This window comes from Microbacterium barkeri (assembly GCF_027921765.1).
GTDB classification, from domain to species: domain Bacteria; phylum Actinomycetota; class Actinomycetes; order Actinomycetales; family Microbacteriaceae; genus Microbacterium; species Microbacterium barkeri.
This window is the reverse complement of sequence record NZ_BSEJ01000004.1, coordinates 19,399-42,886: the sequence shown is the minus strand read 5'-3', so window position 1 is coordinate 42,886 and position 23,488 is coordinate 19,399. Positions and strand designations below refer to the sequence as shown.

Here is a 23,488-nt window from a genome sequence, read left to right as displayed (position 1 = left end):
ACACCCTCCGCGAACGCCTCCTCCTCACGAGGAGCCGTGATCCAGACACACACGACATCGAGGTCACACCGTGCCGAAGACGCACAGACTCCGCCGCTGGCGGCGGGCGGCGGCCGCCGGGCTCGCCGCCGTCGCGCTCGCGGTGAGCGGATGCAGCATCCAGATCACGTCGCAGCCCGATCCCTCGATCGGCGACGACACGATGCTCATCAACGCCGACCACGGGAACCCGCTGTTCACGCGAACCTTCAACCCCTATCTCACGAACACGCGCACCGCGTCGCGGTGGATCTACGAGCCGCTCGTCCTCGTCAACCCGCTCGACGGGTCGCTGACGCCGTGGCTCGCGTCGGAGTGGGAGCAGCCCGACGCAGAGACGATCGTCATGACCCTCCGCGACGGCGTCGAGTGGAGCGACGGCGAGCCCTTCACCGCAGCCGATGTCGCGTTCACGTTCGACATGCTCAAGAAGACGCCCGCGAACGACATCTACGGCGCGTGGCAGCACCTCGCGAGCGTCGAGGCCGACGGGAAGACCGTGACGTTCCGCCTGCAGGGCGAGGACGCCCCCGCCCTGTCGATCATCGGGAAGACCTTCATGGTGCCCGAGCACATCTGGGCCGAGGTCGACGATCCCGGCACCTGGCGCAACGAGCACCCGGTCGGCACAGGGCCGTTCGTGCTCGGCAACTACAGCGACCAGCAGTACTCGATGGACCGGAACCCGACGTACTGGCAGGCCGACTCGATCGAGATCGAGCACATCATCCTGCCCGCGACGAACACCCAGCTCGACACCGTGACGCGCGGCTACGACTGGGCCTACTCCTTCATCTCGGACGTCGAGGGCACCTGGGGCGCCGCCAGCGCGCACAACCGCTGGTGGTTCCCTCCCGTCGGCATCATCTCGCTCGTGCCGAACCTCGAGCGCGAGCCGTTCGACGACGTCGACGTGCGACGCGGGATCGCGCTCGCGCTGGATCGCGAGGAGATCGCCGAGACCGCGTCGGAGGGCTACATGGAACCCGCCGGACAGACGGGACTCATCCTCCCCAACCAGGAGGAGTACCTCGATCCGACGATTCCCGACAGCGGCGTCCTCGCGCAGGACCAGGACGCGGCGCTCGCGGCATTCGAGGAGGCCGGCTACGAGCTCGAGGGCGACCGCCTCGTCGACGACGCGGGGGAGCAGCTCTCGTTCTCGCTCACGACGGCGAACGGCTACTCCGACTGGACGCGCGCCGCGCAGGCCGTGCAGCGCCAGCTCGCCGAGGTCGGCGTGAGGGTCTCCCTCGAGCTGCCCCAGCCGGCCGGCTACCAGAGCGCGATCGCGAACGGCGACTTCGAGATGGCGATCGGCGGCATGGGGAACGGCGAGGTGTACCAGTCGTTCAACAGCCTGCTCTCGAGCGACTTCTACGTGCCGAGCGGCGAGACGACCGCGAACAACTTCGAGCGGTTCCGCTCCGACGAGGCGGATGCGCTCCTCACCGAGTACCGCTCGACGGTCGACCCGCAGCGGCAGACCGAGATCGTCCACGAGCTGCAGGGCATCGTCTACGACGAGCTGCCGGTCATCGGGCTCTACTACGGCGGCAGCTGGGGGCTCTTCAACGACGCGAAGTTCACCGGCTGGCCCTCGGCGGAGGACCCGTACATGATCCCCCAGAACTACGACTCGGCCCCGCTCGCGATCTTCCCGCGCCTGGACCGGGTGGAGGGAGACCAGTGAAGTACCTGCTCCAGAAGCTCGGCCTGTTCGCTCTCACGCTGTGGGCCGCGATCACCCTGAACTTCTTCCTGCCCCGCCTGATGCCGGGCTCTCCCGCCGATGCCGCTCTCGCCAAGCTCTCGCAGAACGGCCCGGTGTCCGAGGCCACGCGGGCGGCGATCGAGGCGCAGCTCGGCGTGCCGAGCGGATCCCTGTGGGACCAGTACGTCGCGTACCTCGGCCAGGTCGTCACGCTCGACTTCGGCGTCTCGTACACGTTCTATCCGCAGACGGTCTCGAGCATGGTCGCGACGGCGCTGCCCTACACAATCGGGCTCGTCGGCATCGTCACGGTGCTCGCGTTCGTCATCGGCACCCTGATCGGCGTGCTCGCGGCGTGGAAGCGCGGCACCTGGCTCGATGCGCTGCCGACGCTGACGGGCTCCTTCCTCAGCACGTTCCCGTACTTCTGGACCGCGCTCCTGCTCCTGTTCTTCCTCGGGTACGTGCTGCACTGGTTCCCGACCACCGGCGCGTACGCCGCGACCACGACGCCGGGATTCACGGGGGAGTTCGTCGCCGACCTCGTCCGGCACGCGGCGCTGCCGGCGCTCACGATCCTGCTGACCTCGCTCGGCGGGTGGATCATCGGCATGCGCAACGCGATGATCAACACGCTCGGCGAGGACTACGTCACGTTCGCCGAGGCGAACGGCCTGCGCGGTCGGACGATCGCCATCCGCTACGCGGCGCGCAACGCGATCCTGCCGAATCTCACCGGCTTCGGCCTCACGCTCGGCGGCGTCGTCGGCGGGTCGATCCTCGTCGAGCAGGTCTTCGGGTACCCCGGCATCGGATACCTGCTCTTCAACGCCGTGATCGGGCAGGACTACCCGCTCATGCAGGCGCTCTTCCTGATGATCACGGTCAGCGTGCTCATCGCCAACTTCCTCGTCGACATCCTGTACGGCGTGCTGGACCCAAGGACTCGCCGATGACCTCCACCATGAACGTCAAGATGCCCCCGCGCTCGATCGCCGGGCCGCGCCCATGGCGCTCCGCCGGCCGCATGGTCGCGACCCTGTGGGGCAACGGCAAGGCGCGCCTCGGGCTGTGCATCCTCGCCGTGTTCGCGCTCGCCGCCATCTTCGCGCCGGTGCTCGCGCCTTACGGCCCCAAGGACAACGGCTTCCCGCGCAATGCCGACGCATCGTGGGAGCACTGGCTCGGCACGACGGCGGCCGGCGAGGATGTGCTCAGCCAGCTGCTCTACGGCGCGCAGGTGAGCCTCGTCGTCGGGTTCGCTGCCGGCATCCTCTCCACGGTCGTGGCGGTGCTCATCGGACTGAGCTGGGGCTACCTGCGGGGATTCGCGGCCGAGGCCGTCGGCTTCGTGGTGAACCTCTTCCTCGTGATCCCGGGGCTCCCGCTCATGATCGTCATCGCGGCGTACCTGCAGAACGGCGGGATGCTCATGATCGTCGCCGTCATCGTCGTGACCGGATGGGCGTGGGGAGCGCGGGTGCTGCGCAGCCAGACGCAGTCCCTGCGCGGACGGGACTTCGTCGCGTCGGCGCAGTTCTCGGGCGACGGTCCCGCGCGGATCGTGTTCCGCGAGATCCTCCCCAACATGACCTCGATCATCGCCGGAACGCTCTTCGGCGCCGCGACGGCGGCGATCCTCGCGGAGGCGGGTCTCGAGTTCCTGGGGCTCGGCGACTCGAGCATCGTGAGCTGGGGGACGATGCTCTACTGGGCCCAGAACTCCAACTCGCTCCTCACCGGCCAGTGGCTGCTCCTGTTCGCGCCCGGCCTCTGCATCGCCCTCCTCGCCCTGAGCCTCACGCTCATCAACTTCGGCGTCGACGGCATCTCGAATCCGCGTCTGCGGGAAGGAAAGGGGCGATGAGCATGGAGCGCGAGATCCTGCTGGATGTCCAGGGACTGTCGGTCGAGTACGCGTCGCCGGGAGCGACGCCCGTCACGGCCGTCGACGACGTCTCGTTCACGCTGCGGCGCGGCGAGTTCGTCGGCCTCGTGGGGGAGTCGGGGTCGGGCAAGTCGACGCTCGGCTTCGCGCTCACCCGGCTGCAGAAGCCGCCGGCGCGGATCAGCGGCGGGCGCATCCTCTTCGGCGGTCGCGACATCCGCGAGCTCGACGCCGAGGAGCTGCGCCGCCAGCGGCAGGGCGGATTCGCCATGGTGCTCCAGTCGGGCATGAACGCGCTCAACCCCGTCCGCTCGATCCGGAGCCACTTCCTCGACGTCTTCGCCGCGCACGGCCACGTCGCCGGCCCCGAGCGCGAGGCGCGAGCGCGCGAGCTCGTGGCCAAGGTGGGGCTGAGGCCCGAAGCGCTCGATCGCTACCCGGGTGAGCTCTCGGGCGGCATGCGCCAGCGGGCGTCGATCGCGATCGCCCTGTCGCTCGAGCCGCAGCTCATGGTGTTCGACGAGCCGACGACCGCGCTGGATGTGCTCGTGCAGCGCGCGGTCATGGACACGATCCAGGCTCTCCAGCGCGCCGAGGACTTCACCGCGATCCTCATCAGCCACGACCTCGGCATCGTGCTCGAGGCCACCGACCGCGTCCTGGTCATGCACGAGGGCCGCATCGTCGAGGACGCGCCGAGCCGCGACATCCTCGAGCGCCCGCAGGATCCGTACACGCGCATGCTGCTGAGCCACTACGCGGATCCGCGTGCTGCGCACATCTCGATCCCGGGCTTCGTCGACCTCGCGACGCGGAAGGCGCAGGGCGCCACGCGTGCCGAGGGCACCGAGACCGTGCCCACGGTCGGGTCGCGCGGAACCCGCCGCGCGGATGCGGCCATCGCGGTCGAGAGCGTGTCGAAGACCTACCCCGCTCCGCGCCGCGGACAGCCGCCCGTGACCGCGGTCGACGACGTGTCGTTCCGGCTCGAGCCGGGGGAGTCGCTCGCCCTCGTGGGCGCCTCGGGGTCGGGCAAGTCGACCCTCGCGAAGCTCATCACGGGAGTCGAGAAGCCGACGTCGGGCGTCGTCCGCTTCGGCGACGTCGACGTGCCGTCGCTGCGGCGGAAGGGGCTGCGCGACCTGCGCAAGGACGTGCAGATGGTGTTCCAGGACCCCTACGCGGCGCTGAACCCGCTCCACACGGTCGAGTACACGCTCACGCGCCCCGTCGTGAACTACACGGGTCTGCGCGGAGTCGAGGCGCGCGCCCGTGTCCTCGAGCTCCTCGAGACCGTCGGGCTGACGCCCGTCGAGCAGTTCGCGGCCAAGCTCCCGCACCAGCTCTCGGGCGGGCAGCGACAGCGCGTCGTCATCGCCCGTGCACTCGCGAGCGATCCGCAGGTGCTCATCGCGGACGAGCCGGTGTCGATGCTCGACGTGTCGCTGCGCGCCGGCGTGCTCGCGCTCCTCGAGGACCTGCGCGAGCGCTGGGGCATCAGCATGCTCTACATCACCCACGACCTCCTGAGCGCCCGCCTCGTCACCGAGAACATCCTCGTGCTCGACCAGGGGCGCGTCGTCGAGCGCGGAGAGACCGCGCACGTGCTGCAGCATCCGCAGGACCCGTACACGATCGGCCTCCTGGACGCCGTGCCGAACCCCGCTCGCGCGCTCTGAGCGCGCGGGCGGCATCCGAAACCGAAACAGCGAGAGGAGCATCCGTGCTCTCATTCCCCGATGGCTTTCTCTGGGGCGCCGCGACCGCGGCGCATCAGGTGGAGGGGAACAATGTCGGCAGCAACTGGTGGGTCATGGAGCACGCTCCCGGCTCCCCGATGGTGGAGCCCTCGGGCGACGCCGCCGACCACTATCACCGCTACCCGGAGGACATGCGCCTCCTCGCGGAAGCGGGCCTGAACTCCTACCGGTTCTCGATCGAGTGGGCGCGGATCGAGCCCGAGCGCGGGTTCGTCTCGCGCGCCGCGCTCGACCACTACCGGCGGATGATCGACACGGCGCGCGAGACGGGGCTCGACCCGACCGTGACGCTCATGCACTTCACGGTGCCGCGCTGGTTCCAGGACGACGGCTTCTGGCGTGCGGACGACGCGGTCGACCTGTTCGCGCGCTACACCGAGACCGTGCTGCCGATCCTCGAGGGGGTCGAGCACGTGTGCACGATCAACGAGCCGAACATCGCCGCGATGCTCGCCGGCGGGGAGGACGCCGCGAACCTCGTCGCGTACGGGCTCCCGCATCCCGACCTCGGCGTCGCCGACACCCTGCTCGCCGCCCACCGTCGATCCGCCGAGATCCTCCGGTCCGTGCCGGGCGTCAAGGCCGGCTGGACCATCGCGACGCAGGCGTTCCACTCGACGGGCGAGCCCGGCGCGGACGAGAAGCTGCAGGAGTACGGTCATCCGCGCGACTTCTGGTACCTCGAGCAGTCCGCGGGCGACGACTTCGTCGGGGTGCAGGCGTACACGCGCACGTTCATCGGGCCGGAGGGGCCGCTGCCCGTCGCGGAAGGCGTCGAGACGACGCTCACCGGCTGGGAGTTCTTCCCCGACGCGCTCGAGCTCGGCGTCCGCTCGGCTTGGGAGCTGTCCGGCGGGACGCCCATCCTCGTCACCGAGAACGGGATCGCGACGTCGGACGACACGCGACGCGTCGCGTACACGCGGGGAGCGCTCGAGGGCCTCCACCGCGCGATCTCGGACGGCATCGACGTGCGCGGCTACCAGCACTGGAGCGCGCTCGACAACTACGAGTGGGCGAGCGGGTACCGGCCGACGTTCGGCCTCATCGCGTTCGACCGCGAGACGTTCGCGCGCACGCCGAAGCCGAGCCTGGCCTGGCTCGGCGAGGTCGCGCGCCGCAACGGCCTCGACGGCTGAGCGCGTGATGCGCGAGACCCCCGGAGCGCGCGCTCCGGGGGTCTCGCGCATGCGGGATCAGACCCAGCTGGGCAGCCAGTTGTGCAGCTGCCAGAGCGGGAACGGCTCGACGATCCCGAGCGCGAGCGGAAGGTAGAACGCGCCCACGACGACGGCCACCGCGAGGAAGACGGCTGCCGCGATGCGCCACGCGCGCCGCTCGCGATCGGCGGCCTCCGTCGCGAAGGCGACCTCGGCATCCGTCGGGAACGGGAGCAGGTCGGGCTGCCGCGAGCGGGTCAGATGCTGCAGCGCGACCGCGAGTCCGAGCACGACGAACGGCAGCATGACGACCGTGTAGAACTGGAACACCGTGCGCTCGGGGTAGAGCAGCCAGGGCAGGTAGGTCACGGCGATCCCCGCGAGCGGGAAGCCGAATCGGGCGTCGCGGGTGCGGATGAGCAGCCAGACGAGGAAGAGGGCGGCCGCGATCCCCGCGTACCAGACGACGGGGTTCGGGATGCTCCCGATCACGCCGATGCAGTCGGTCGACCACGCGCAGGTCGTCGTGCCGACCTCGGGGCGCGTCAGCCACATCGCGGTCGGGCGGAGAAGGAGCGGCCACTGCCACGCGGGGCTCGCGTACGGATGGCTCGCGCTGAGCCCCACGTGGAACCCGTAGACCGCCTGATGGTAGTTCCACAGGGCGACCAGCGGGTTCGCGTCGCTCGCGCGGTCGTACCCGCCGGTTGTGACGAGCCACCCGCTCCACGAGAGCAGGTACACCACGGCGGCGGCCGGCACGAGCAGCAGGAAGGTGACGGGGCCCTGGCGGAGGATCGCGGAGAAGTACCACTCGCGGACGCCCGCGCGGCGGCGCCAGAGCGCGTCGAGGACGACGAGTCCGATCCCGACGCCCGCGATGACGTACATGCCCGACCACTTGACGGCGGTCGCGGCGCCGAACGCGGCGCCCGCGGCGAGGAGCCAGGGGCGCGCCCAGACGACGGGCCCCCACGCCGCTGTCTGATCGCGGAGGACGCGATCGCGCGTCTCCTGCACATCGCGCAGCAGGAACGAGAAGCCCAGGAGCACGAAGAGCGCGAGGATGCCGTCGAGCAGCGCGACCCTGCTCATCGCGACCGCGAGCGGGTCGATGGCGAGCAGGAGCCCCGCGACGCCCGCGACCGCGATCGAGCCGGTGAGACGGCGCGCGACGAGGGAGAGCAGCGGCACGAGGAGGGTGCCGACGACGGCGGTCGAGATCCGCCAGCCCCACCCCGAGTCGGCGCCGAAGACCGCGAGCCCCAGTGCGATGATCCACTTGCCCAGGGGCGGGTGCACGACGAAGGAGGCGTCCGCCGAGTACACGTCGGTGTCGCCCGCGAGGAAGCTCTCGTTCGCGCCCTCGGGCCACGTGCCCTCGTAGCCGAGATGCAGAAGCGTCCAGGCGTCCTTGACGTAGTAGGTCTCGTCGAAGACGAGCTCGTGGGGATGGCCGAGTCCGACGATGCGCACGAGGCCCGCGAGCAGCGTGAGAGCCGAGGGCACCAGCCAGCCCGCGTGCTGGCGGATGGCCGTGAGGGCTCTGTCGCGGGGGGATGCCTCGGGCAGCGCGTGCGTCACGGCTCCAGCGTAGTGCGCGGGCGCGAGGCGCCCGGGGGCGGGCGACTCTCCGGCCGGGTCCGCTCCAAGGGTCCTGACAACGCTCACCCAGGCGGGCTTCGTATGTTGACGGGATGTCCTACTCCGCGCATCGCCCGGGACGCTACGACTCGCAGGGGCGGATCATCCTCCCCGACGACGACCCGAACGGCGCCGTTCCCGACGAGGAAGCCCTGTACCTCGAACGGGAGTTCTTCCCCGAGACCGCCGCCGCCCCGACCGAGCCGATCGAGGTCGACGAGCGCCCCGCTGAGGCGTCTGCCGAGCCCGAGCCGACGCCGCGCGCTCCGCGACGTCGCGCGGCGCGTCCGCCGCGCACGCCCGGCTCGCGTCTGCGCATGCTCGCGATCCTCGGCGGCGCGGACGGGCACGTGCTCGACACCGTCCCGACCGAGACGCCCCGGTTCGTGCAGATGTTCTTCGTGCTGCTCGGCACCGCGCTCGTGTCCGCCCTGTCGATGCTCTTCGCCCTCACGACCGGCGTGCAGGTCTCGGTGTGGCTCGCGGTGCCGCTCGCGATCGTCTGGGCGGGCATCATCTTCAACCTCGACCGGTTCCTCACGTCGACGATGACCGCGACCCGCAGCATCGCGCGCCTCGTCGGGCTCGCGCTGCCGCGTGTCATCATGGCGCTCCTCATCGGCGTCGTCGTCGCGGAGCCCGTCGTGCTGCAGGCCTTCCGCAACGACATCGCGCAGGAGGTCGCCTCGACGAACATCGTGCAGTCGCAGGAGGACCAGGCGGCCCTCGACTCCGGGCCCGAGAAGCAGGCGCTCGACGCCGCGACCGCGCGCCTGGGCGAGCTGCAGAACCAGGCCGCGACGGGCATCGTCGCGGGCACCGACTCGGCCTCTGCGACGCAGGCCGCCGCGCAGGCGACGGTCGACGACCTCACCGAGAAGCTCGCGGCGCAGCAGACCGTGATCGATGAGGCGCGCGCGCTCTACCAGTGCGAGCTCGACGGCACAGGAGCGGGCGAGGTCGCCGGCTGCACGGGCGTGCAGGGGGAGGGCGCGAGCTCCGATGCCGCCCAGGACCAGCTCGCGGCGGCTCAGGCGACCTATGACGACCTCGCCGCCCAGCTGCGCGAGGCGAACGAGGCCCTCGCGGCGGCCGAGACTGCTGCGGGCGAGAACGCCGCGGCATCCGAGGCCGCGAACCGCCAGGCGGCAGAGGACCAGCTGCCCGCGGCGCAGCAGGAGTACGACGCGGCGCTCGCCGCGTACAACGCGCGGGCGGCATCCGTCGCCGAGACGAACGCCGGCGCGATCGGGCTCCTCAGCCAGATCAGCGGGCTGAACCGGCTCGCGGAGAAGGAGCCGGCGATCTGGTGGGCGCATCTCCTCATCGCCGCGCTCTTCCTCATGATCGAGCTCCTCCCCGTGCTCGTGAAGGTGCTGACGAGCTTCGGCGATCCCTCGCTGTACGAGAAGGCGGCCGCCGTGCGCAAGCAGGTCGCGGAGGAGCGCGTGAACGCGGACGGGTTCCGCGACCGCGCCGACATCATCTCGGCGCCTAGGCTGGCGGGGTGATCATCCTCGCCGCGACGCCCATCGGCAATCTCGGCGACGCGTCGCGCCGCCTCGTCGAGCTGCTCGAGCAGGCGCCCGTCGTGGCCGCCGAGGACACGCGCACGACGCAGCGCCTTCTCGCCGGGCTGGGCATCGCGAACCGCCCGCGGCTCATCGCCCTGCACGACCACAACGAGAGGCAGAAGGCGGCCGAGCTCGTGGAGCTCGCGCGCGGTGAGGATCTCGTCGTGCTGACCGATGCGGGCATGCCGACCGTGAGCGACCCGGGTTACGGGCTCGTGCAGACCGCGGCCGCTGCGGGAGTCGACGTCACGGTCGTTCCGGGCCCGTCGGCCGTGCTCACGGCCCTCGCGGTGTCCGGTCTCCCGACCGATCGCTTCACCTTCGAGGGCTTCCCCGCGCGCAAGCCCGGTGACCGCCGTCGCGCCCTCGCGGCGCTCGCGGCCGAGCCGCGCACGATGGTGTTCTTCGAGGCGCCCACGCGCGTCACGCAGACGCTCGCCGACATGGCTGCCGCGTTCGGCGGCGACCGCAGGGCGGTCGTCGCGCGAGAGCTCACCAAGCTGCACGAGGAGGTCGCGCGCGGCACGCTCGACGAGCTCGTCGGATGGGCCGAGGCCGGTGTGCGCGGCGAGCTCGCGATCGTCGTGGCCGGGTCGGAGCGGCGCGAGACGCCCCTCGAGGACGCGGTCGCCCAGGTCCTCGCGCTCGTCGCCGACGGCGGCCGCCTCAAGGAGGCGGCCGCCGAGGTCGCCGCAGCGACCGGGCGCTCATCGCGCGAGCTGTATCAGGCCGCGCTCGCGGCGCGCTGACGCGCGCCCGCGGGCTCAGCCGTCCGCGCGCCCGTGGTGCGCGCGGAACAGGTCGTGCGGGTCGACTGCCCGCTTGATCCGCTCCACGCGCGCGGTGTCCTCCGGCAGGTAGGCCGTCGCGAGCTCGGCGCGCGTCACCGCCGGGCCTGAGAGGAAGCTGGCGAGCACGCCGCCCGTGCTCCATGGCGACATGTCGCCGATGAGTCCGGCGAGCGCGGACCTGAGGGCGGGCGCGTCATCGCCGTGTGCCGCACCGCCCGCATACAGGACGAACGCGCCGTCTCGCCTCCCGATCGCGCTCGGCACGGCGGCGGGCCGAGCGAGGGCGCCGCCCAGGAGCCGGAGCTCGACGAGGTACGGGGCGGCCGCCTCGGGCCCGGCGTGCCGCAGGAGCGTGCTGATGGCGGCCGGATCGAGCGAGGCGAGCACGGTGTTGCGGCCGTGGAAGGGGACCGGAGCGGTCGGCTCGGCGTGGATGGACCCGACCTCGGCGTACGGCATCTCGGCCACCGTGTCCGTCGCCGGGTCCAGGTCGCGGAAAGGCTGGATGAGTCGCGCGCCTTCTTCGGCGCTCCCGGTGAACGCGAAGCGGAGGTGCAGGACCGAGCGGCCGCGCAGGGCGTCGGGGAGCTGCGGCAGGTCGGGCATCCGGATCAGGAGCGCGGAGGTTCCCATGGCCTCCGGAACAGTCTGCGTCCACTGCGCCCACGCCCGCAGCGCGCGCTCGACGTCCTCGGCGGCGAAGTGCATCCCGCCGCCGTACAGCCGGCTGATCGGATGCAGCGCGACCTCCATGCCGACCACGACGCCGAGGGTCCCGCGTCCCGCGCCCCGCAGCGCCCAGAACAGCTCGGGTTCCTCGGTCGCGCTCGCACGGCGCACAGCGCCGTCGGCCGTGACGACGTCCAGCGCCCGCACGTGATCGACGGCCCAGCCGAGGGTTCGGCCGAGGATGCCGACGCCCCCGCCCAGGTGGTATCCGATCACCCCCACCTCGGGAGATGAGCCGTTCACGGGAGCCAGTCCGTGCGCGGCCGCCGCCCGGACGAGGTCGCCGCCGCGGACGCCTGCTCCCACGCGCGCGATGCGGCGGACGGGATCGATCTCGACGGCATCCAGGCCCGACGTGCGGATGAGCACGCCGCCGTCGGCGGGAAGCGACGGGCCGTGCCCGGTCGCCTGGACGGCGATGCCGAGACCGCGCTCCGCCGCGAAGCGGACGCCGTCGATGGCATCCTCGACGGTCGAGGCGGGCACGACGAGGTCGGGGCGATGGGCGACAGAGAGGTTGTATCCGACGCACTCGGCGTCGAAGCGGGGATCCGAGGGGGAGAGGAATTCGGTCATGACTCCACCCTCGGCTCGGCGGACCCCGCGAACAACGACGGATCCCGCATCGACTGATAACGTGAGCCTTATGGAACGGCGCGAGATCGAGGTCTTCCTCACGCTCGCCGAGGAGCTCCACTTCGGACGGACGGGGGAGCGCCTGCTCATCTCCCAGGCCAGGGTGAGTCAGACGATCGCGGGTCTCGAGCGTCGGCTGGGCGTCGCCCTGTTCGAGCGCACCAGCCGGCGCGTCGCGCTCACCCCGGTGGGCGCGGCACTGCACGCCGAGGTGCGCGAAGGCCACGAGCGCATCGAGCGCGCTGTGGCAGACGCGATGGCCGCCGGCCGCGGGGTCGCCGGGAGGCTCGTCGTCGGACTCGAGGCGCCGGCGGTCGCCGAGCTGGCGGCGGACGTGTTCGACCGCTTCCGCGCGCGCCGCCCCGCTGTCGATCTCGCGTTCCGGGAGACGGGGTTCGCCGACCCGCTCGACCTCCTGCGCACGGGGGAGGTGGACGTGGTCGTCACGAACGGGCCCATCGACGAGGACGGCTTCGTCGAGGGACCGGAGGTGCTGCGCGAGCCGGTCGTGCTCGCGGTCGCGCACCGTCACCGTCTCGCGAAGCGCGAGACCGTGACCCTGGCCGACCTCGAAGGGGAGACGGTGTTCCGCGCGGGCCGCCGCGCCGCGCCGTACCGGCGCGAGCCGGATCGCACGGCTGCGACGCTCCTCGACCTCCTGACGATGATCGCCGCGGGCGAGGGCGTCTGCCCTCTGGCCGCGCACGCGGCGGACTACTTCGCGCGGCCGAGCCTGAGGATGATCCCGTTCGAGTCATCGGCGCCGCCCGTGAGCTGGGTGCTCTGCTGGCGCACCGGGCGGCTCACGGCGCAGGTCGCTGCGCTCGCCGAGGCGGCAGCGCGCGGCGACGCGGACGCCGCCGCGCGCTGAGCCGCCTCAGCCGACCTTCACGAGACGCACCTCGTCGACCGTTCCCCACGCGCCGGCCGACAGCTCCCACGCGATCTCGACCGTGACCTCCTGCCCACGCTGCACGCGCACGGCGTCGGTCTCTGAGGTGGCGTACGCGCGCCATCCGTCGAACGCGAGCAGCGCCTCCGCGGTGCGCGTCTGCGCCTGCGCCGCCCGGTCAGCCGCGGTCGCCGGCAGGTGCGTCGGCGACGCCGTGACGCGGAGGGTCACCGTGTCGCCGGGCAGCGTGCCGCCGCCCTGCGACGTCGCCGTCGCGACGTAGCGGCCAGGCTCGAGACCCGTCACGACCTGGGTCGCCGAACCCGTGAAGTCGCGGTCGAGCCACACATGGAGCGCATTCGTCCCTGCCGAGGCGTCGGCCCGCCATCCGATCGAGCCGCCGTCGCCGGCGAGCGTCCACAGCGCAGCCCCGTCTCCCTCGAAGCCGCCGCCGGGGAGGTGCGAGCGGGCGAGGACCTCGATCGTCGCGGACGTCTCGTGGCCGGCCGACGTGCGCCCCGCCACCGTGTAGACACCGGGCCCGTCGATCTCGACAGCATCCCAGACTACGGGCTGATCCTCTGTCGTGCCGTCGCTGTACGAGACCGTGACGGTCTCCGGCAGCGCGGCGTCCTCGCCCTCCTCGATCTCGAGCGCGACCGTCTCGACGCCGGTCACGACGCGCGGCCCCTGCGCTCCGGTGCGGACGTACTCGAACATCCGCAGCGACGGCAGGGGAGTGCCGTCGAACGCGAACAGCGCCTGGTTGTCGACGGCCGACCCGCCGAACCAGCGACCCGCGTCCGCGGGGTCGTACGCGCCCGCGTAGCTCGTCGCCCACCCCGAGCCGTCGCGCTCCCAGAGGAGGCGGTTCGCTTCGAGCTGCTCCGGAGGGCCGACGGGGAGCCACGCTGGCTCCCACGAGAACACGCCGATCCCCGCATCGCCGACATCGGCGACCGCCTGCACGACGTCGCGGAACGCCGTCGCCTGGCCCTGAGGGCTGACGGGATACGCCGTGGCCTCGCTTGCGAGGTCGATCGTGTTGCCATGGCCGTCGCCGTCCTCGAGCGTGTAGGCCCAGGAGGTCTCGACGACCGCGACCTTCTTGTCGTGCACCTCCGCGACGTGCGAGAGCACATCGGTGAGGTTCGCGATCGTGCCGTGCCAGTACGGGTAGTACGACGATGCGAACACGTCGTAGTCGACGCCGCGGGCGGCGAGCTCCGCGGCGTAGCCCGCGTAGCGCCCGGGCGTCTCGGGATTCGTGAAGTGCACGGCCACGAGCGCGTCAGGGAGCGTCTCGCGGACTGCCGCCGACCCGGCCCGGAACACCTCCGCCATCCCGTCCCAGCCCGTGACGCCGGCGACGCCGTTGTTCGTCTCGTTGCCGACCTGCACCATCCGCACATCGACGCCTGCATCCGCGAAGCGCGCGAGCGCGTCGGCGGTGAAGTCGTGCACCGCATCCGCGGTCTGGGCAGCCGTCAGTCCCTCCCACGCCTTCGGCGCCTGCTGCTTGCCCGGATCGGCCCAGAAGTCGGAGTAGTGGAAGTCGACCGTCACGCCGAGCCCCGCGTCGGTCGCGCGCTCGCCGATCTCGATCGCCCGTGCGACGTCGACGTTCCCGCCGCCGTATCCGCGTCCCTCGGCGTCGAAGGGGTCGTTCCACACCCGGACCCGCACGTCGGTGACGCCGTGGTCGGCGAGCACGTGGAACAGGTCGGCCGGCGCGCCGGTGTCGTCGCGGAACACGACCCCGGACTCCTCGAGCGAGAGGACGGAGGAGACGTCGACGCCGGTCATGAAGTCGGCCGACAGGCCGTCGACGGCGGACAGCGAGATGTCGATGCTCGCGTCATCGGCATGCGCGGGCGACGCCACGAGGGCGAGGGAGACGGCCGCGGCCGTCGCGATGGCCGCTCGGATGGGGGATGGCATGGCACTCCTTCGTGCGGGTGGATGGATGGGGGATCGGTTTCGACTCGCTGCGCGCGCTCAGCCCTTCACGGAGCCCGCGGTGAGGCCGCCGACGATGTAGCGCTGGAGCGACAGGAACAGCACGAGGACCGGGATCGATGCGAGCACGGAGCCCGCGGCGAAGATGCCCCAGCGCGACGTGAGCTGGTTCGAGACCCACTGGTACATGCCCACGGCGAGGGTCCAGTTGTCCTCGCTGGTCAGGACGATCTTCGCGAGGATGAAGTCGCCGAACGCCGAGATGAAGGCCAGCAGCGCGACGACGGCGAGCACGGGCGTCACGAGCGGCATGATGATGCGCCAGAAGATCTGCGCGTGCGAGGCGCCGTCGATCTTGGCCGACTCGTCGAGCTCGATCGGGATCGAGTTGAAGAACCCGTACATGAGGAAGGTGTTCGCGCCGAGCGCGCCGCCCAGATAGACGCAGATGAGCGCGAGGCGCGAGTTGATTCCGAGGGCCGGCACGACCTCGCCGAGCGCGAGCAGCAGGAGGAACACCGCGACGAACGCGACGGTCTGCGGGAACATCTGGATGATGAGGAGGCTCGTGAGGCCCGCGCGCCGTCCCGCGAAGCGGAAGCGCGAGAAGGCGTACGCTGCGGCTGCGCCCATGAGCACCGCGCCGATCGCGGCGACGCCGCCGACGTAGAGGGTGTTGAGCATCCAGGTCCAGAAGCGCGTCTCGGCGAGCGCGGCGTAGTTGTCGGCGCTCACCGCCGAGAACAGCGCGCTCGACCCGGCGAGGCTTCCCCGCGGGTTCACCGACGCCGAGACGATGTAGAGCAGCGGGAACATCGCGTAGACGAGGATGACCGCCGCGACCGGGTACTTCCAGCCCACCTCGGCCCACCAGCGGGAGCGACGTGCGGTGCGACGCCCCGGGGTAGCGGACGTGATGCGTTCGGTGACAGTGCTCACTGGAACTCCTCGAGCTTGCGGGTCTGTCGGAAGGCGAGCGCCGAGATCACGCCGATGACGATGAACACGACGATCGAGAGGGCGCTCGCGAGGCCGTAGTCGGCTGATCCGCCCGCGACGCCGGAGATCCGGTAGATCGCGGAGATGAGGATGTCGGTCTCGCCCAGTCCCGAGTTGCCGAGGAACGCGGGGCCGCCCTCGGTGAGCATGTAGATGATCGTGAAGTTGTTGAAGTTGAACGCGAACGACGAGATCGCGAGCGGTGCCGTCGACACGAGCAGCTGCGGCAGGATGATGGATCGGAATCGGCGCCAGCGTCCGGCCCCGTCGATCGTGGCGGCCTCGAGCGTGTCACTGGGGAGCGCCTGGAGCGCGCCCGTGCACACGAGGAACCAGTAGGGGTAGCTGAGCCAGAGGTTCACCCAGAGGACGGCGGCCTTGGCGAGCAGGGGATCGCCCAGCCAGGCGATGTCGGCGCCGAGGAAGAGCAGGTCGTTGACGACGCCGAACTCGGAGTTCAGCATGCCTCGCCAGAGGAGCGCGGACATGAATGCGGGGAACGCGTACGGGAGGATCATGAGCGTCCGGAGGACCTTTCGGCCGCGGACACGGGAGTCGTTGTAGATGAGAGCGAAAAGGAGCCCGAGGCCGAAGCTCGTGAGCACGGTCAGAATGGCGAACGCGAACGTCCACGCCGCGACCTGGAGGAGCGGCCCGGCGAGGCTCTGATCCGTCACGGCGCGCACGAAGTTGTCGAACCCGACGTTGACGTACCAGCCGGTCGGGAGAGCCGACCCGTCCTCGGCGACGAAGCGGCCGTCATCGGACGCCGCGTAGACGACCCCGGTCTCTGTGTCGGTGAAGGTCCGCGCGGCGGCATCCCATTCGAGGCCCGAGGTGTAGACCGCGCCGGTCGTGCCCTCGCGGGTGCGGAGCGAGCCGTCTTCCGCCTCGTCCGAGACGGGGACGCGCAGGCTCGCGACGCGCTCCTGCAGATCGGGGTCGGTGAGGATGTCCGCGCGCGGCACGACCGTCCACCCCGGCACGGTCTCGGGGGCGCTTGATCCGCCGGTGCGTGCGCCCGCGACGGCCTCCAGCGGCTGGTCGGCGGTCCCGGCCCGCACGACGCCGTCCTCGTCGACGATCGCGAACCCGAGCTCGCCGTCCTGCTCGACGACCGCGAGGGGATAGGACGGGGAATCGGGATCCCGCCGCTCGTCCTGGATGAGCGCCGCGTCGACGGCCTGCTCCATCGAGCCCGCATGCCCGGTGCCGTAGTTCGTGAACGCGACGTAGGCCGTGTAGCCGAGCACGAACACCTGGAAGACGGCGAGGAACACGAGCCCGGGCAGCAGGTACTTGAGCGGCAGAGCCCGTCGTGAGAAGTACACCGCGTCCGCGATCGCGAGCAGCACGAGGGACGCGCCGAGCACGATCCACGACTCCGCCTGCCACGCCGACAGCGCGACCGCGATGCCGAGCGCGTTGACGATCCCCATGAGCACGAGCTTCACGACGAAGCCCCATCCGAGCCCGCGCCAGCCGCGCGCGTGCGATTCGCCGCGCCGCGCGGGGGCGGTCGTCACATCCGTCATTCCGTCTTCCTTCCGCCGGAGCGCCGGGGCGCGCGTCCGCCCGCCCCGGCGCAGCCGGTCAGCCCAGCTCGGCCTCGAGGTCGGCGACCATCTGCTTCCAGGTCGCTGCGGGGTCGGCGCCGCCGATGATCTGCACCTCGGCCGCGTTCCAGAGGTCCCACACCGAGCCCATCTCGGGGATGCTCGGCATCGGCACGCCGTTCTGCGACGAGGCGAGGAATCCCGCGATGACGGGGTCGGAGGCGACCTCATCGGCGAGCGCCGTGAACGCGGGAATGCGCGGGTCGGCCTCGTAGAGGGCACGCTGCGCGTCCTCCTTCGCGAGGTAGTTCACGAGGAACTCCTGAGCGAGCAGCGCGTTCTCGCTCTGCGAGCTGAGGTAGAAGCCCTGCACGCCCACGAAGGGCGCCGCGGTCTCGCCGCCGGCCGACGGGATGGGGTGCACCGCGACGTTCGGGACGTCGGCATAGGCGCTCATCGCCCACGGTCCCTGGATCGTGAAGGGCGCCGTGCCGCTGTTGAACAGCTCGTTGTTGATGTCGTAGTCGACCGTGGTCGAGATGTAGCCCATGCCAGCCGACCCGTTCTCGTGGAGCCACTGCGCGAACGCCTCGCCGTTCGCGCCGCCCATGCCGATCTCGGCCGTGTACGAGCCGGTCTCGTCCTGGACGAAGACCGGCGCGCCGAACGAGGTCTGCAGCCCGTACATCGTGTACGCGTCGCCCGTCTCGCCGGCCGTGTTGACCGCGATCGGGCGCTCGGCCCCCGCCTCCTGCGCCATCGACACGAGCTCGTCCCAGCTCGCCGGGGCGTCGGGGCCCACCATGTCGACGTTCTGGATGAGCGCGACCGTCTCGAGCGAGTACGGCAGCGCGTAGAGCTGGCCGTCGTAGGTCATCGCGTCGAGCGCGACCTGCTCGAAGTCGCCCGTCGCGTCGCCGAGATCGATCGTGTCGACGACGCCGGCGGTGACGAGCGCCCCGAGCCAGTCGTGCGCGCCGACCGTGATGTCAGGCCCCTCGCCCGTGGGCACCTGCGCGATGAAGTCGTTGCGCAGGTCCTCGAAGTTCTTCTGGACGAGCGTGACGGTCGCTCCCGTGTCGGCCTCGAACTGCTCGGCGGCCGCGGCGATCGCGTCCTCCCGCTCCTCGTCGGTCCACACGACGAGCTCGGCGGTCGAGCCCTCGTCGGCCGGCTCCTCGGCCGTCTCGGGGGCGCTGCCGGAGCAGCCGGCCAGCAGCAGTGCCGACGCGGCGGCGATGCCGGCGAATGCGATCTGCGTGCGCATGATTGTCTCCTTCTCGATGGTCGTGCGATGCGGTCGCGTCGTCACGACCTGGTGGTGGTGGATCGGTCGGGCCGGGCGGCCCCGGGGTGCCCCGGAGGGCGGGTCAGTCGGTCTCGATGACGGCGACGCCCCCGGCGGGGACGACGAGGGATCCGGACGCCGTGGCGCCGGTGAGCAGCTCGCGGCCGACGGCGTCGATGGTGACGTCGTCGTCGCGGTGGTTGATCGCGAAGAGGAACGTGCGATCGTCGGCGCGGCGCCGGACGACCTCGAGGCCATCCGGAGTCGACGACGCGACGACCCCCGCATCGGCGTACACGTCGGACAGGACGGCGCGCAGCCCCTCCGCGTCCAGGCGGGTGGAGATGTACCACCCCGTTCCGGCGCCGTGACGGTGACGTGTGATGGCGGCGCCTCCCGCCGCGGGGCCCTCGGCGTAGGCGCCGACGACGTCGGCGCCGTGCAGACGGAGGCTCTCCTGCCAGTGGTCGGCGCCCAGCAGGGCGCCGTCGCTCCATTCGACCGCGGCAGCGGCGCCCTCGCGCAGCGGCAGGTGCTCCTCGACGTCGACGCCGAGGGCGTCGCGGAGGGGAGCGAGGAACCCACCGGGGTGGACGGCGTCGTTCTCGTCGACGACCGCCGAGAAGTACGAGACGACGAGCGTTCCGCCGCCTTCGACATACCGGGTGAGGTTCGCGGCGTCTGCCGCCGTGAGCAGGTACTGCGCGGGGGCGACGACGAGCCGGTAGCGCGACAGGTCGTGGCCAGGGAGCGCGAAGTCGACCGTGACGCCGTCCCGCCAGAGACGCTCGTAGAACGCGCGCACGCGCTCCTGGTGGGAGAGGTCCTCGGTCGGGCGCCATTCGAGGTCCTGCGCCCAGAACGACTCGAAGTCCCACAGGACGGCGACGTCGGCCTCGACGCGCGACCCGACGACCGCGTCGAGCCGGGACAGCCCCTCGCCGAGCGCAACCACCTCGCGCCAGACGCGCGAGTCGGTGCCGGCGTGGGGGAGCATCGCCGAATGGAACTTCTCGGCGCCCGAGCGTCCCGCGCGCCACTGGAAGAAGAGCACGGCGTCCGAGCCCCGTGCGACGTGCGTCAGCGAGTTGCGGGCCATCTCCCCGGGACGCTTCGCGATGTTGCGCGGCTGCCAGTTCACGGCCGACGTCGAGTGCTCCATGAGGATCCACGGCTTCCCTCCGCCGACCGACCGGGAGAGATCGGCGGCGATCGAGAGCCCGATGTGCGCGTCCTCGTCGGCCGCCCACAGATAGTGGTCGTCGGACACGACGTCGACGTCCCTGGCCCACGCCCACAGGTCGGTCGTCCAGCTCTGGTTCGCCATGAAGTTCGTCGTGATCGGCTGCGGGGCGCGGGCGCGGATCGCGTCGCGCTCGGCGATGAAGCACGCGCGGAGCTGATGGTCGGTGAAGCGCTGGAAGTCGAGGCGCTGTGCGGGATTGACGACCGACGGCGCCGCGGCCGGGGCGCCGATGTGCTCCCAGGCCGTGTAGTGCTGGCCCCAGAACGCCGTGCCCCATGCGGCATTGAGAGCGTCGAGTGATCCGTAGCGCTCGCGCAGCCATCCGCGGAAGGCGCGCACGGAATGCTCCGAGTAGTCCTCGCCGACCGGGACGCCGTACTCGTTGTGCACGTGCCACAGCACGACGGCGGGGTGATCGCCGTAGCGGTCGGCGAGTGCGCTCGCGATGCGGACGATCGCCTCCCGGTAGGCGGGGGAGGAGTGGGACGCCATCCCGCGCGATCCGAAGCCCATGACGGTGCCGTCTCGTGTGACGACACGCGCGTCGGGGTGCGCGGCGAAGAACCAGGCGGGCGGTGAGGCGGTCGGCGTGCCGAGGTCGACGGCGATGCCGTTCGCGTGGAGGAGGTCGATCACCTCGTCGAGCCAGGCGAAGTCGAACTCGCCCTCGGCGGTCTCGAGCAGAGCCCACGAGAAGATCCCCACGCTCACGAGGTTGACGCCCGCCTCGCGCATCAGGCGGACGTCCTCCTGCCACGTCTCGCGCGGCCACTGCTCGGGGTTGTAGTCGCCGCCGAAGGCGATGCCGGGCAGGGCGGGCAGGGGGGTCTGGTCGGGCATGGACGCTCCATCGGGTCGAAAGACTGTGACCGGTCCCAGTGTGGCGCGGCGTCGTCGGAGCGCCAAGGCGATCGCCCATCCGTTATCGAACTGTGACCGGTCCCAGTCGCACGCTCGGCTCGCGCTAGAGTCTTGATCCATGGAGCAGACGCCGCCCGCGCGCAAGCCGACGATCCGCGACGTCGCGGCGGTCGCGGGCGTCTCGCGCGGCACGGTCTCCCGCGTCATCAACGGAGGGCACTGGGTCTCGCCCGACGCGCGTGCCGCGGTCGAGGACGCCATCCGGCGGACGGGCTACACGGCGAATCACCACGCGCGCAGCCTGGCGACGGGCCGCTCCGGATCGCTCGCCTTCCTCCTGACCGAGGAGCACCACCTGCTGTTCGAGGACCCGACCTTCGGCCTGCTGCTGCGCGGCGCTGCCGAGTCCCTCTCGAAGCGGTCGATGACCCTCGTGCTCCTCGTGGCGGGAACGGATGCCGAGAAGGCGAACGTGCTCGAGTACGTGCGCGCGGGGCACGTCGACGGCGTGCTCCTCGTGTCGAGCCATGCATCCGACCCCTTCCTCGGCCGCATGCACGAGGCCGGCATCCCGATCGTCAGCACGGGCGTCCCGCTCGGCCTCGAGGGGCTCGTCCCGTCGGTCGGCATCGACGAGGCGCGCGCCGCGCGCGAGATGACGGCCTACCTGCGCTCCCGCGGGCACCGTCGCATCGCGCATATCGCGGGGCCCGACGACACGCCGGGCGGCCGGTTCCGTCTCGCCGGGTTCCGCGAGGAGATGGGCGGCGGCTACGACGCCGAGCTCGTCGAGCGCGGGGACTACTCGCGCGAGTCCGGCTCGCGCGCGATGGCGCGCCTGCTCGCACGCGGGCGCGATATCGACGCGGTCTTCGCGGCCTCGGACGGGATGGCCGCCGGCGCGGTCGCGGCGCTGCGCCGCGAGGGGCTGCGCGTGCCCGACGACATCGCGGTTGCGGGGTTCGACGATTCGGGCCTCGCCGAGACCCACGATCCGCCGCTCACGACGATGCGTCAGCCGTGGGCCCGGATCAGCGAGGAGATGGTCGCCCTGCTGCTCGACGTCGTGGCGGGGAGCCCTGGCCGCGATCTCATGCTCCCGGCGTCGCTCGTCGTGCGCGAGAGCGCGTAACGCTCGGCGCGGAGCACGCGCGGCCCGGAATAGACTCTCCTGGTGACTTCCGGCCGTTCCTTCTACATCACCACGCCGATCTACTATCCGAGCGATGTCCCGCACATCGGGCACGGGTACACGACCGTGGCGGTGGACACGCTCGCGCGCTGGCACCGCCAGGCCGGTGACGACACGTGGATGCTGACGGGCACCGACGAGCACGGCCAGAAGATGATCCGCGCCGCCGCCGCGAACGGCGCGACCCCGCAGGAATGGGTCGACAAGCTCGTCGCGGAGTCGTGGCAGCCGCTCCTGCGGACGCTGGACGTCGCCAACGACGACTTCATCCGCACGACGCAGGAGCGTCACGAGAAGAGCGTCCAGCTGTTCCTGCAGGCGGTGTACGACCGCGGCTACATCTACGCGGGCGAGTACGAGGCGCTCTACTGCGTCGGGTGCGAGGAGTTCAAGCCCGACAGCGAGATCGTCGACGGCACCGGGCCGTTCGAGGGGCTCAAGGTGTGCGCGATCCACTCGAAGCCGCTCGAGCTGCTGCAGGAGAAGAACTACTTCTTCAAGCTCAGCGAGTTCCAGGACCGCCTCCTCGAGCTCTACCGGGAGCGCCCCGACTTCGTCCAGCCCGAATCCGCGCGCAACGAGGTCGTCGCCTTCGTGCAGCAGGGCCTGAAGGACCTCTCGATCTCGCGCTCGACGTTCGACTGGGGCATCACCGTCCCGTGGGACGAGTCGCACGTCATCTACGTGTGGGTCGACGCCCTCCTCAACTACGCGACCGCGGTGGGGTACGGCTCCGACCCCGACAACTTCGCGCGCCGCTGGCCCGCGCACCACGTCGTGGGCAAGGACATCCTCCGGTTCCATGCCGTGATCTGGCCGGCGATGCTGATGGCCGCGGGCATCGAGGTGCCCGAGAACGTCTTCGCGCACGGATGGCTGCTCGTGGGCGGCGAGAAGATGTCGAAGTCGAAGCTCACGGGCATCGCGCCCAACGCGATCACCGACGTCTTCGGCTCCGACGCGTATCGGTTCTACTTCCTGTCGGCGATCTCGTTCGGCCAGGACGGCTCGTTCTCCTGGGAGGACCTGTCGGCTCGGTACCAGGCGGAGCTCGCGAACGGGTTCGGCAACCTCGCATCGCGGACCATCGCCATGATCGGCAAGTACTTCGACGGCGTCGTCCCCGCTCCCGCGGAGTACGCGGATGGCGATCTCGCGATCCAGCGGACCGTCGCGGAAGCGGCTCGGAAGGCCGATGCGGCGATCGACCGCTTCCGCATCGACGAGGCCATCCGCTCGATCTGGACGATCGTCGACGAGCTCAACGGCTACATCACCGAGAACGAGCCGTGGGCGCTCGCGAAGGACGACGCGCAGCGCGACCGCCTGGCGACCGTGCTCTACACGTGCGCCGAGGGGCTGCGCGCGCTCGCCGTGCTGCTCTCGCCCGTGATGCCGCAGGCCACCGGCAAGCTCTGGGACGCGCTGGGCGTCGAGAGCGCCCTGGGCGCGCTCGTCGAGCAGCCCGTGCGCGAGGCCGGCGCGTGGGGCGGCATCCCCGCCGGCACGGCGACGTCCACGCTCCAGCCGCTCTTCCCGCGGGTCGAGCAGCCGGAGTGA

Annotated in this window: 17 protein-coding genes; 10 read left to right on the top strand and 7 right to left on the bottom strand. The window is 71.2% G+C overall.

Translation table 11 applies throughout. From position 1 onward, the window contains the following. Nucleotides 1-70 precede the first annotated feature (70 nt). From PKE79_RS05745 to PKE79_RS05725, 5 genes are read left to right on the top strand one after another with little or no spacing between them, the layout of a single operon-like run. Nucleotides 71-1,732: an ABC transporter substrate-binding protein gene (locus PKE79_RS05745; protein ID WP_271172714.1), complete on the top strand. Its 1,662-nt coding sequence runs from the start codon at nt 71-73 to the stop codon at nt 1,730-1,732. Further along, nucleotides 1,729-2,709 (top strand): ABC transporter permease, encoded by a 981-nt coding sequence (locus tag PKE79_RS05740; RefSeq protein ID WP_271172713.1) that lies wholly within the window; start codon nt 1,729-1,731, stop codon nt 2,707-2,709. Before PKE79_RS05745 ends, PKE79_RS05740 begins: the two co-directional genes overlap by 4 nt. Continuing rightward, nucleotides 2,706-3,620, top strand: a complete 915-nt coding sequence (locus PKE79_RS05735) for an ABC transporter permease (RefSeq protein WP_271172712.1) — start codon at nt 2,706-2,708, stop codon at nt 3,618-3,620. Before PKE79_RS05740 ends, PKE79_RS05735 begins: the two co-directional genes overlap by 4 nt. After that, nucleotides 3,617-5,320 carry an ABC transporter ATP-binding protein gene (locus tag PKE79_RS05730; RefSeq protein ID WP_309299965.1) on the top strand — a complete coding sequence of 568 codons (1,704 nt, stop codon included), beginning with the start codon at nt 3,617-3,619 and terminating at the stop codon, nt 5,318-5,320. Before PKE79_RS05735 ends, PKE79_RS05730 begins: the two co-directional genes overlap by 4 nt. Nucleotides 5,321-5,364: 44 nt before the next feature. Continuing rightward, complete coding sequence (locus tag PKE79_RS05725; protein ID WP_271172711.1) at nt 5,365-6,540, top strand: glycoside hydrolase family 1 protein; 1,176 nt, start codon at nt 5,365-5,367, stop codon at nt 6,538-6,540. A gap of 57 nt (nt 6,541-6,597) precedes the next feature. Here PKE79_RS05725 and PKE79_RS05720 read toward each other — a convergent pair whose 3' ends face one another. After that, on the bottom strand, nt 6,598-8,145 hold the full coding sequence (locus PKE79_RS05720) for a dolichyl-phosphate-mannose--protein mannosyltransferase (RefSeq protein ID WP_271172710.1): 1,548 nt from the start codon (nt 8,143-8,145) through the stop codon (nt 6,598-6,600). 113 nt (nt 8,146-8,258) lie between these two features. Between PKE79_RS05720 and PKE79_RS05715 the strand changes: the two genes are divergently transcribed. Next, the gene (locus tag PKE79_RS05715) at nt 8,259-9,716 is read left to right on the top strand and encodes a DUF4407 domain-containing protein (protein ID WP_271172709.1); all 1,458 of its coding nucleotides are present in this window, start codon (nt 8,259-8,261) and stop codon (nt 9,714-9,716) included. Further along, nucleotides 9,713-10,528, top strand: a complete 816-nt coding sequence (rsmI, locus tag PKE79_RS05710; RefSeq protein ID WP_271172708.1) for a 16S rRNA (cytidine(1402)-2'-O)-methyltransferase — start codon at nt 9,713-9,715, stop codon at nt 10,526-10,528. Before PKE79_RS05715 ends, rsmI begins: the two co-directional genes overlap by 4 nt. 15 nt (nt 10,529-10,543) lie before the next feature. On the opposite strand, the gene PKE79_RS05705 is transcribed toward rsmI, so the two are convergent. Next, nucleotides 10,544-11,875, bottom strand: coding sequence for an FAD-binding oxidoreductase (locus tag PKE79_RS05705; protein ID WP_271172707.1), 1,332 nt, complete (start codon nt 11,873-11,875; stop codon nt 10,544-10,546). A gap of 70 nt (nt 11,876-11,945) precedes the next feature. Here PKE79_RS05705 and PKE79_RS05700 point away from each other — a divergent pair, with 70 nt between their 5' ends. Continuing rightward, on the top strand, nt 11,946-12,806 hold the full coding sequence (locus PKE79_RS05700; RefSeq protein WP_271172860.1) for a LysR family transcriptional regulator: 861 nt from the start codon (nt 11,946-11,948) through the stop codon (nt 12,804-12,806). 6 nt (nt 12,807-12,812) lie between these two features. Here PKE79_RS05700 and PKE79_RS05695 read toward each other — a convergent pair whose 3' ends face one another. From PKE79_RS05695 to PKE79_RS05675, 5 genes are all read right to left on the bottom strand, one after another. Beyond that, nucleotides 12,813-14,768, bottom strand: coding sequence for a glycosyl hydrolase 53 family protein (locus PKE79_RS05695; protein WP_271172706.1), 1,956 nt, complete (start codon nt 14,766-14,768; stop codon nt 12,813-12,815). Between the two features lie 57 nt (nt 14,769-14,825). Then, on the bottom strand, nt 14,826-15,725 hold the full coding sequence (locus PKE79_RS05690; RefSeq protein WP_271172705.1) for a sugar ABC transporter permease: 900 nt from the start codon (nt 15,723-15,725) through the stop codon (nt 14,826-14,828). After that, nucleotides 15,722-17,320 (bottom strand): ABC transporter permease subunit, encoded by a 1,599-nt coding sequence (locus PKE79_RS05685; protein ID WP_271172704.1) that lies wholly within the window; start codon nt 17,318-17,320, stop codon nt 15,722-15,724. The genes PKE79_RS05690 and PKE79_RS05685 overlap by 4 nt, the downstream gene beginning before the upstream one ends. A gap of 58 nt (nt 17,321-17,378) precedes the next feature. Then, a complete protein-coding gene (locus tag PKE79_RS05680; RefSeq protein WP_271172703.1) occupies nt 17,379-18,608 on the bottom strand; it encodes a sugar ABC transporter substrate-binding protein in 1,230 nt (409 codons plus the stop codon). Nucleotides 18,609-18,711: 103 nt separating this feature from the next. Continuing rightward, nucleotides 18,712-20,715, bottom strand: coding sequence for a beta-galactosidase (locus tag PKE79_RS05675; RefSeq protein WP_271172702.1), 2,004 nt, complete (start codon nt 20,713-20,715; stop codon nt 18,712-18,714). Between the two features lie 139 nt (nt 20,716-20,854). Here PKE79_RS05675 and PKE79_RS05670 point away from each other — a divergent pair, with 139 nt between their 5' ends. After that, a complete protein-coding gene (locus tag PKE79_RS05670) occupies nt 20,855-21,868 on the top strand; it encodes a LacI family DNA-binding transcriptional regulator (protein WP_271172701.1) in 1,014 nt (337 codons plus the stop codon). 42 nt (nt 21,869-21,910) lie between these two features. Then, nucleotides 21,911-23,488, top strand: a complete 1,578-nt coding sequence (gene metG / locus PKE79_RS05665) for a methionine--tRNA ligase (protein WP_271172700.1) — start codon at nt 21,911-21,913, stop codon at nt 23,486-23,488.

Coding starts and splice junctions, on each gene's coding strand:
- PKE79_RS05735 (WP_271172712.1), top strand. CDS start 2,706: ATGACCTCCACCATGAACGTCAAGATGCCCCCGCGCTCGATCGCCGGG.
- PKE79_RS05730 (WP_309299965.1), top strand. CDS start 3,617: ATGAGCATGGAGCGCGAGATCCTGCTGGATGTCCAGGGACTGTCGGTC.
- PKE79_RS05715 (WP_271172709.1), top strand. CDS start 8,259: ATGTCCTACTCCGCGCATCGCCCGGGACGCTACGACTCGCAGGGGCGG.
- PKE79_RS05705 (WP_271172707.1), bottom strand. CDS start 11,875: ATGACCGAATTCCTCTCCCCCTCGGATCCCCGCTTCGACGCCGAGTGC.
- PKE79_RS05700 (WP_271172860.1), top strand. CDS start 11,946: ATGGAACGGCGCGAGATCGAGGTCTTCCTCACGCTCGCCGAGGAGCTC.
- PKE79_RS05695 (WP_271172706.1), bottom strand. CDS start 14,768: ATGCCATCCCCCATCCGAGCGGCCATCGCGACGGCCGCGGCCGTCTCC.
- PKE79_RS05685 (WP_271172704.1), bottom strand. CDS start 17,320: ATGACGGATGTGACGACCGCCCCCGCGCGGCGCGGCGAATCGCACGCG.
- PKE79_RS05680 (WP_271172703.1), bottom strand. CDS start 18,608: ATGCGCACGCAGATCGCATTCGCCGGCATCGCCGCCGCGTCGGCACTG.
- PKE79_RS05675 (WP_271172702.1), bottom strand. CDS start 20,715: ATGCCCGACCAGACCCCCCTGCCCGCCCTGCCCGGCATCGCCTTCGGC.
- PKE79_RS05670 (WP_271172701.1), top strand. CDS start 20,855: ATGGAGCAGACGCCGCCCGCGCGCAAGCCGACGATCCGCGACGTCGCG.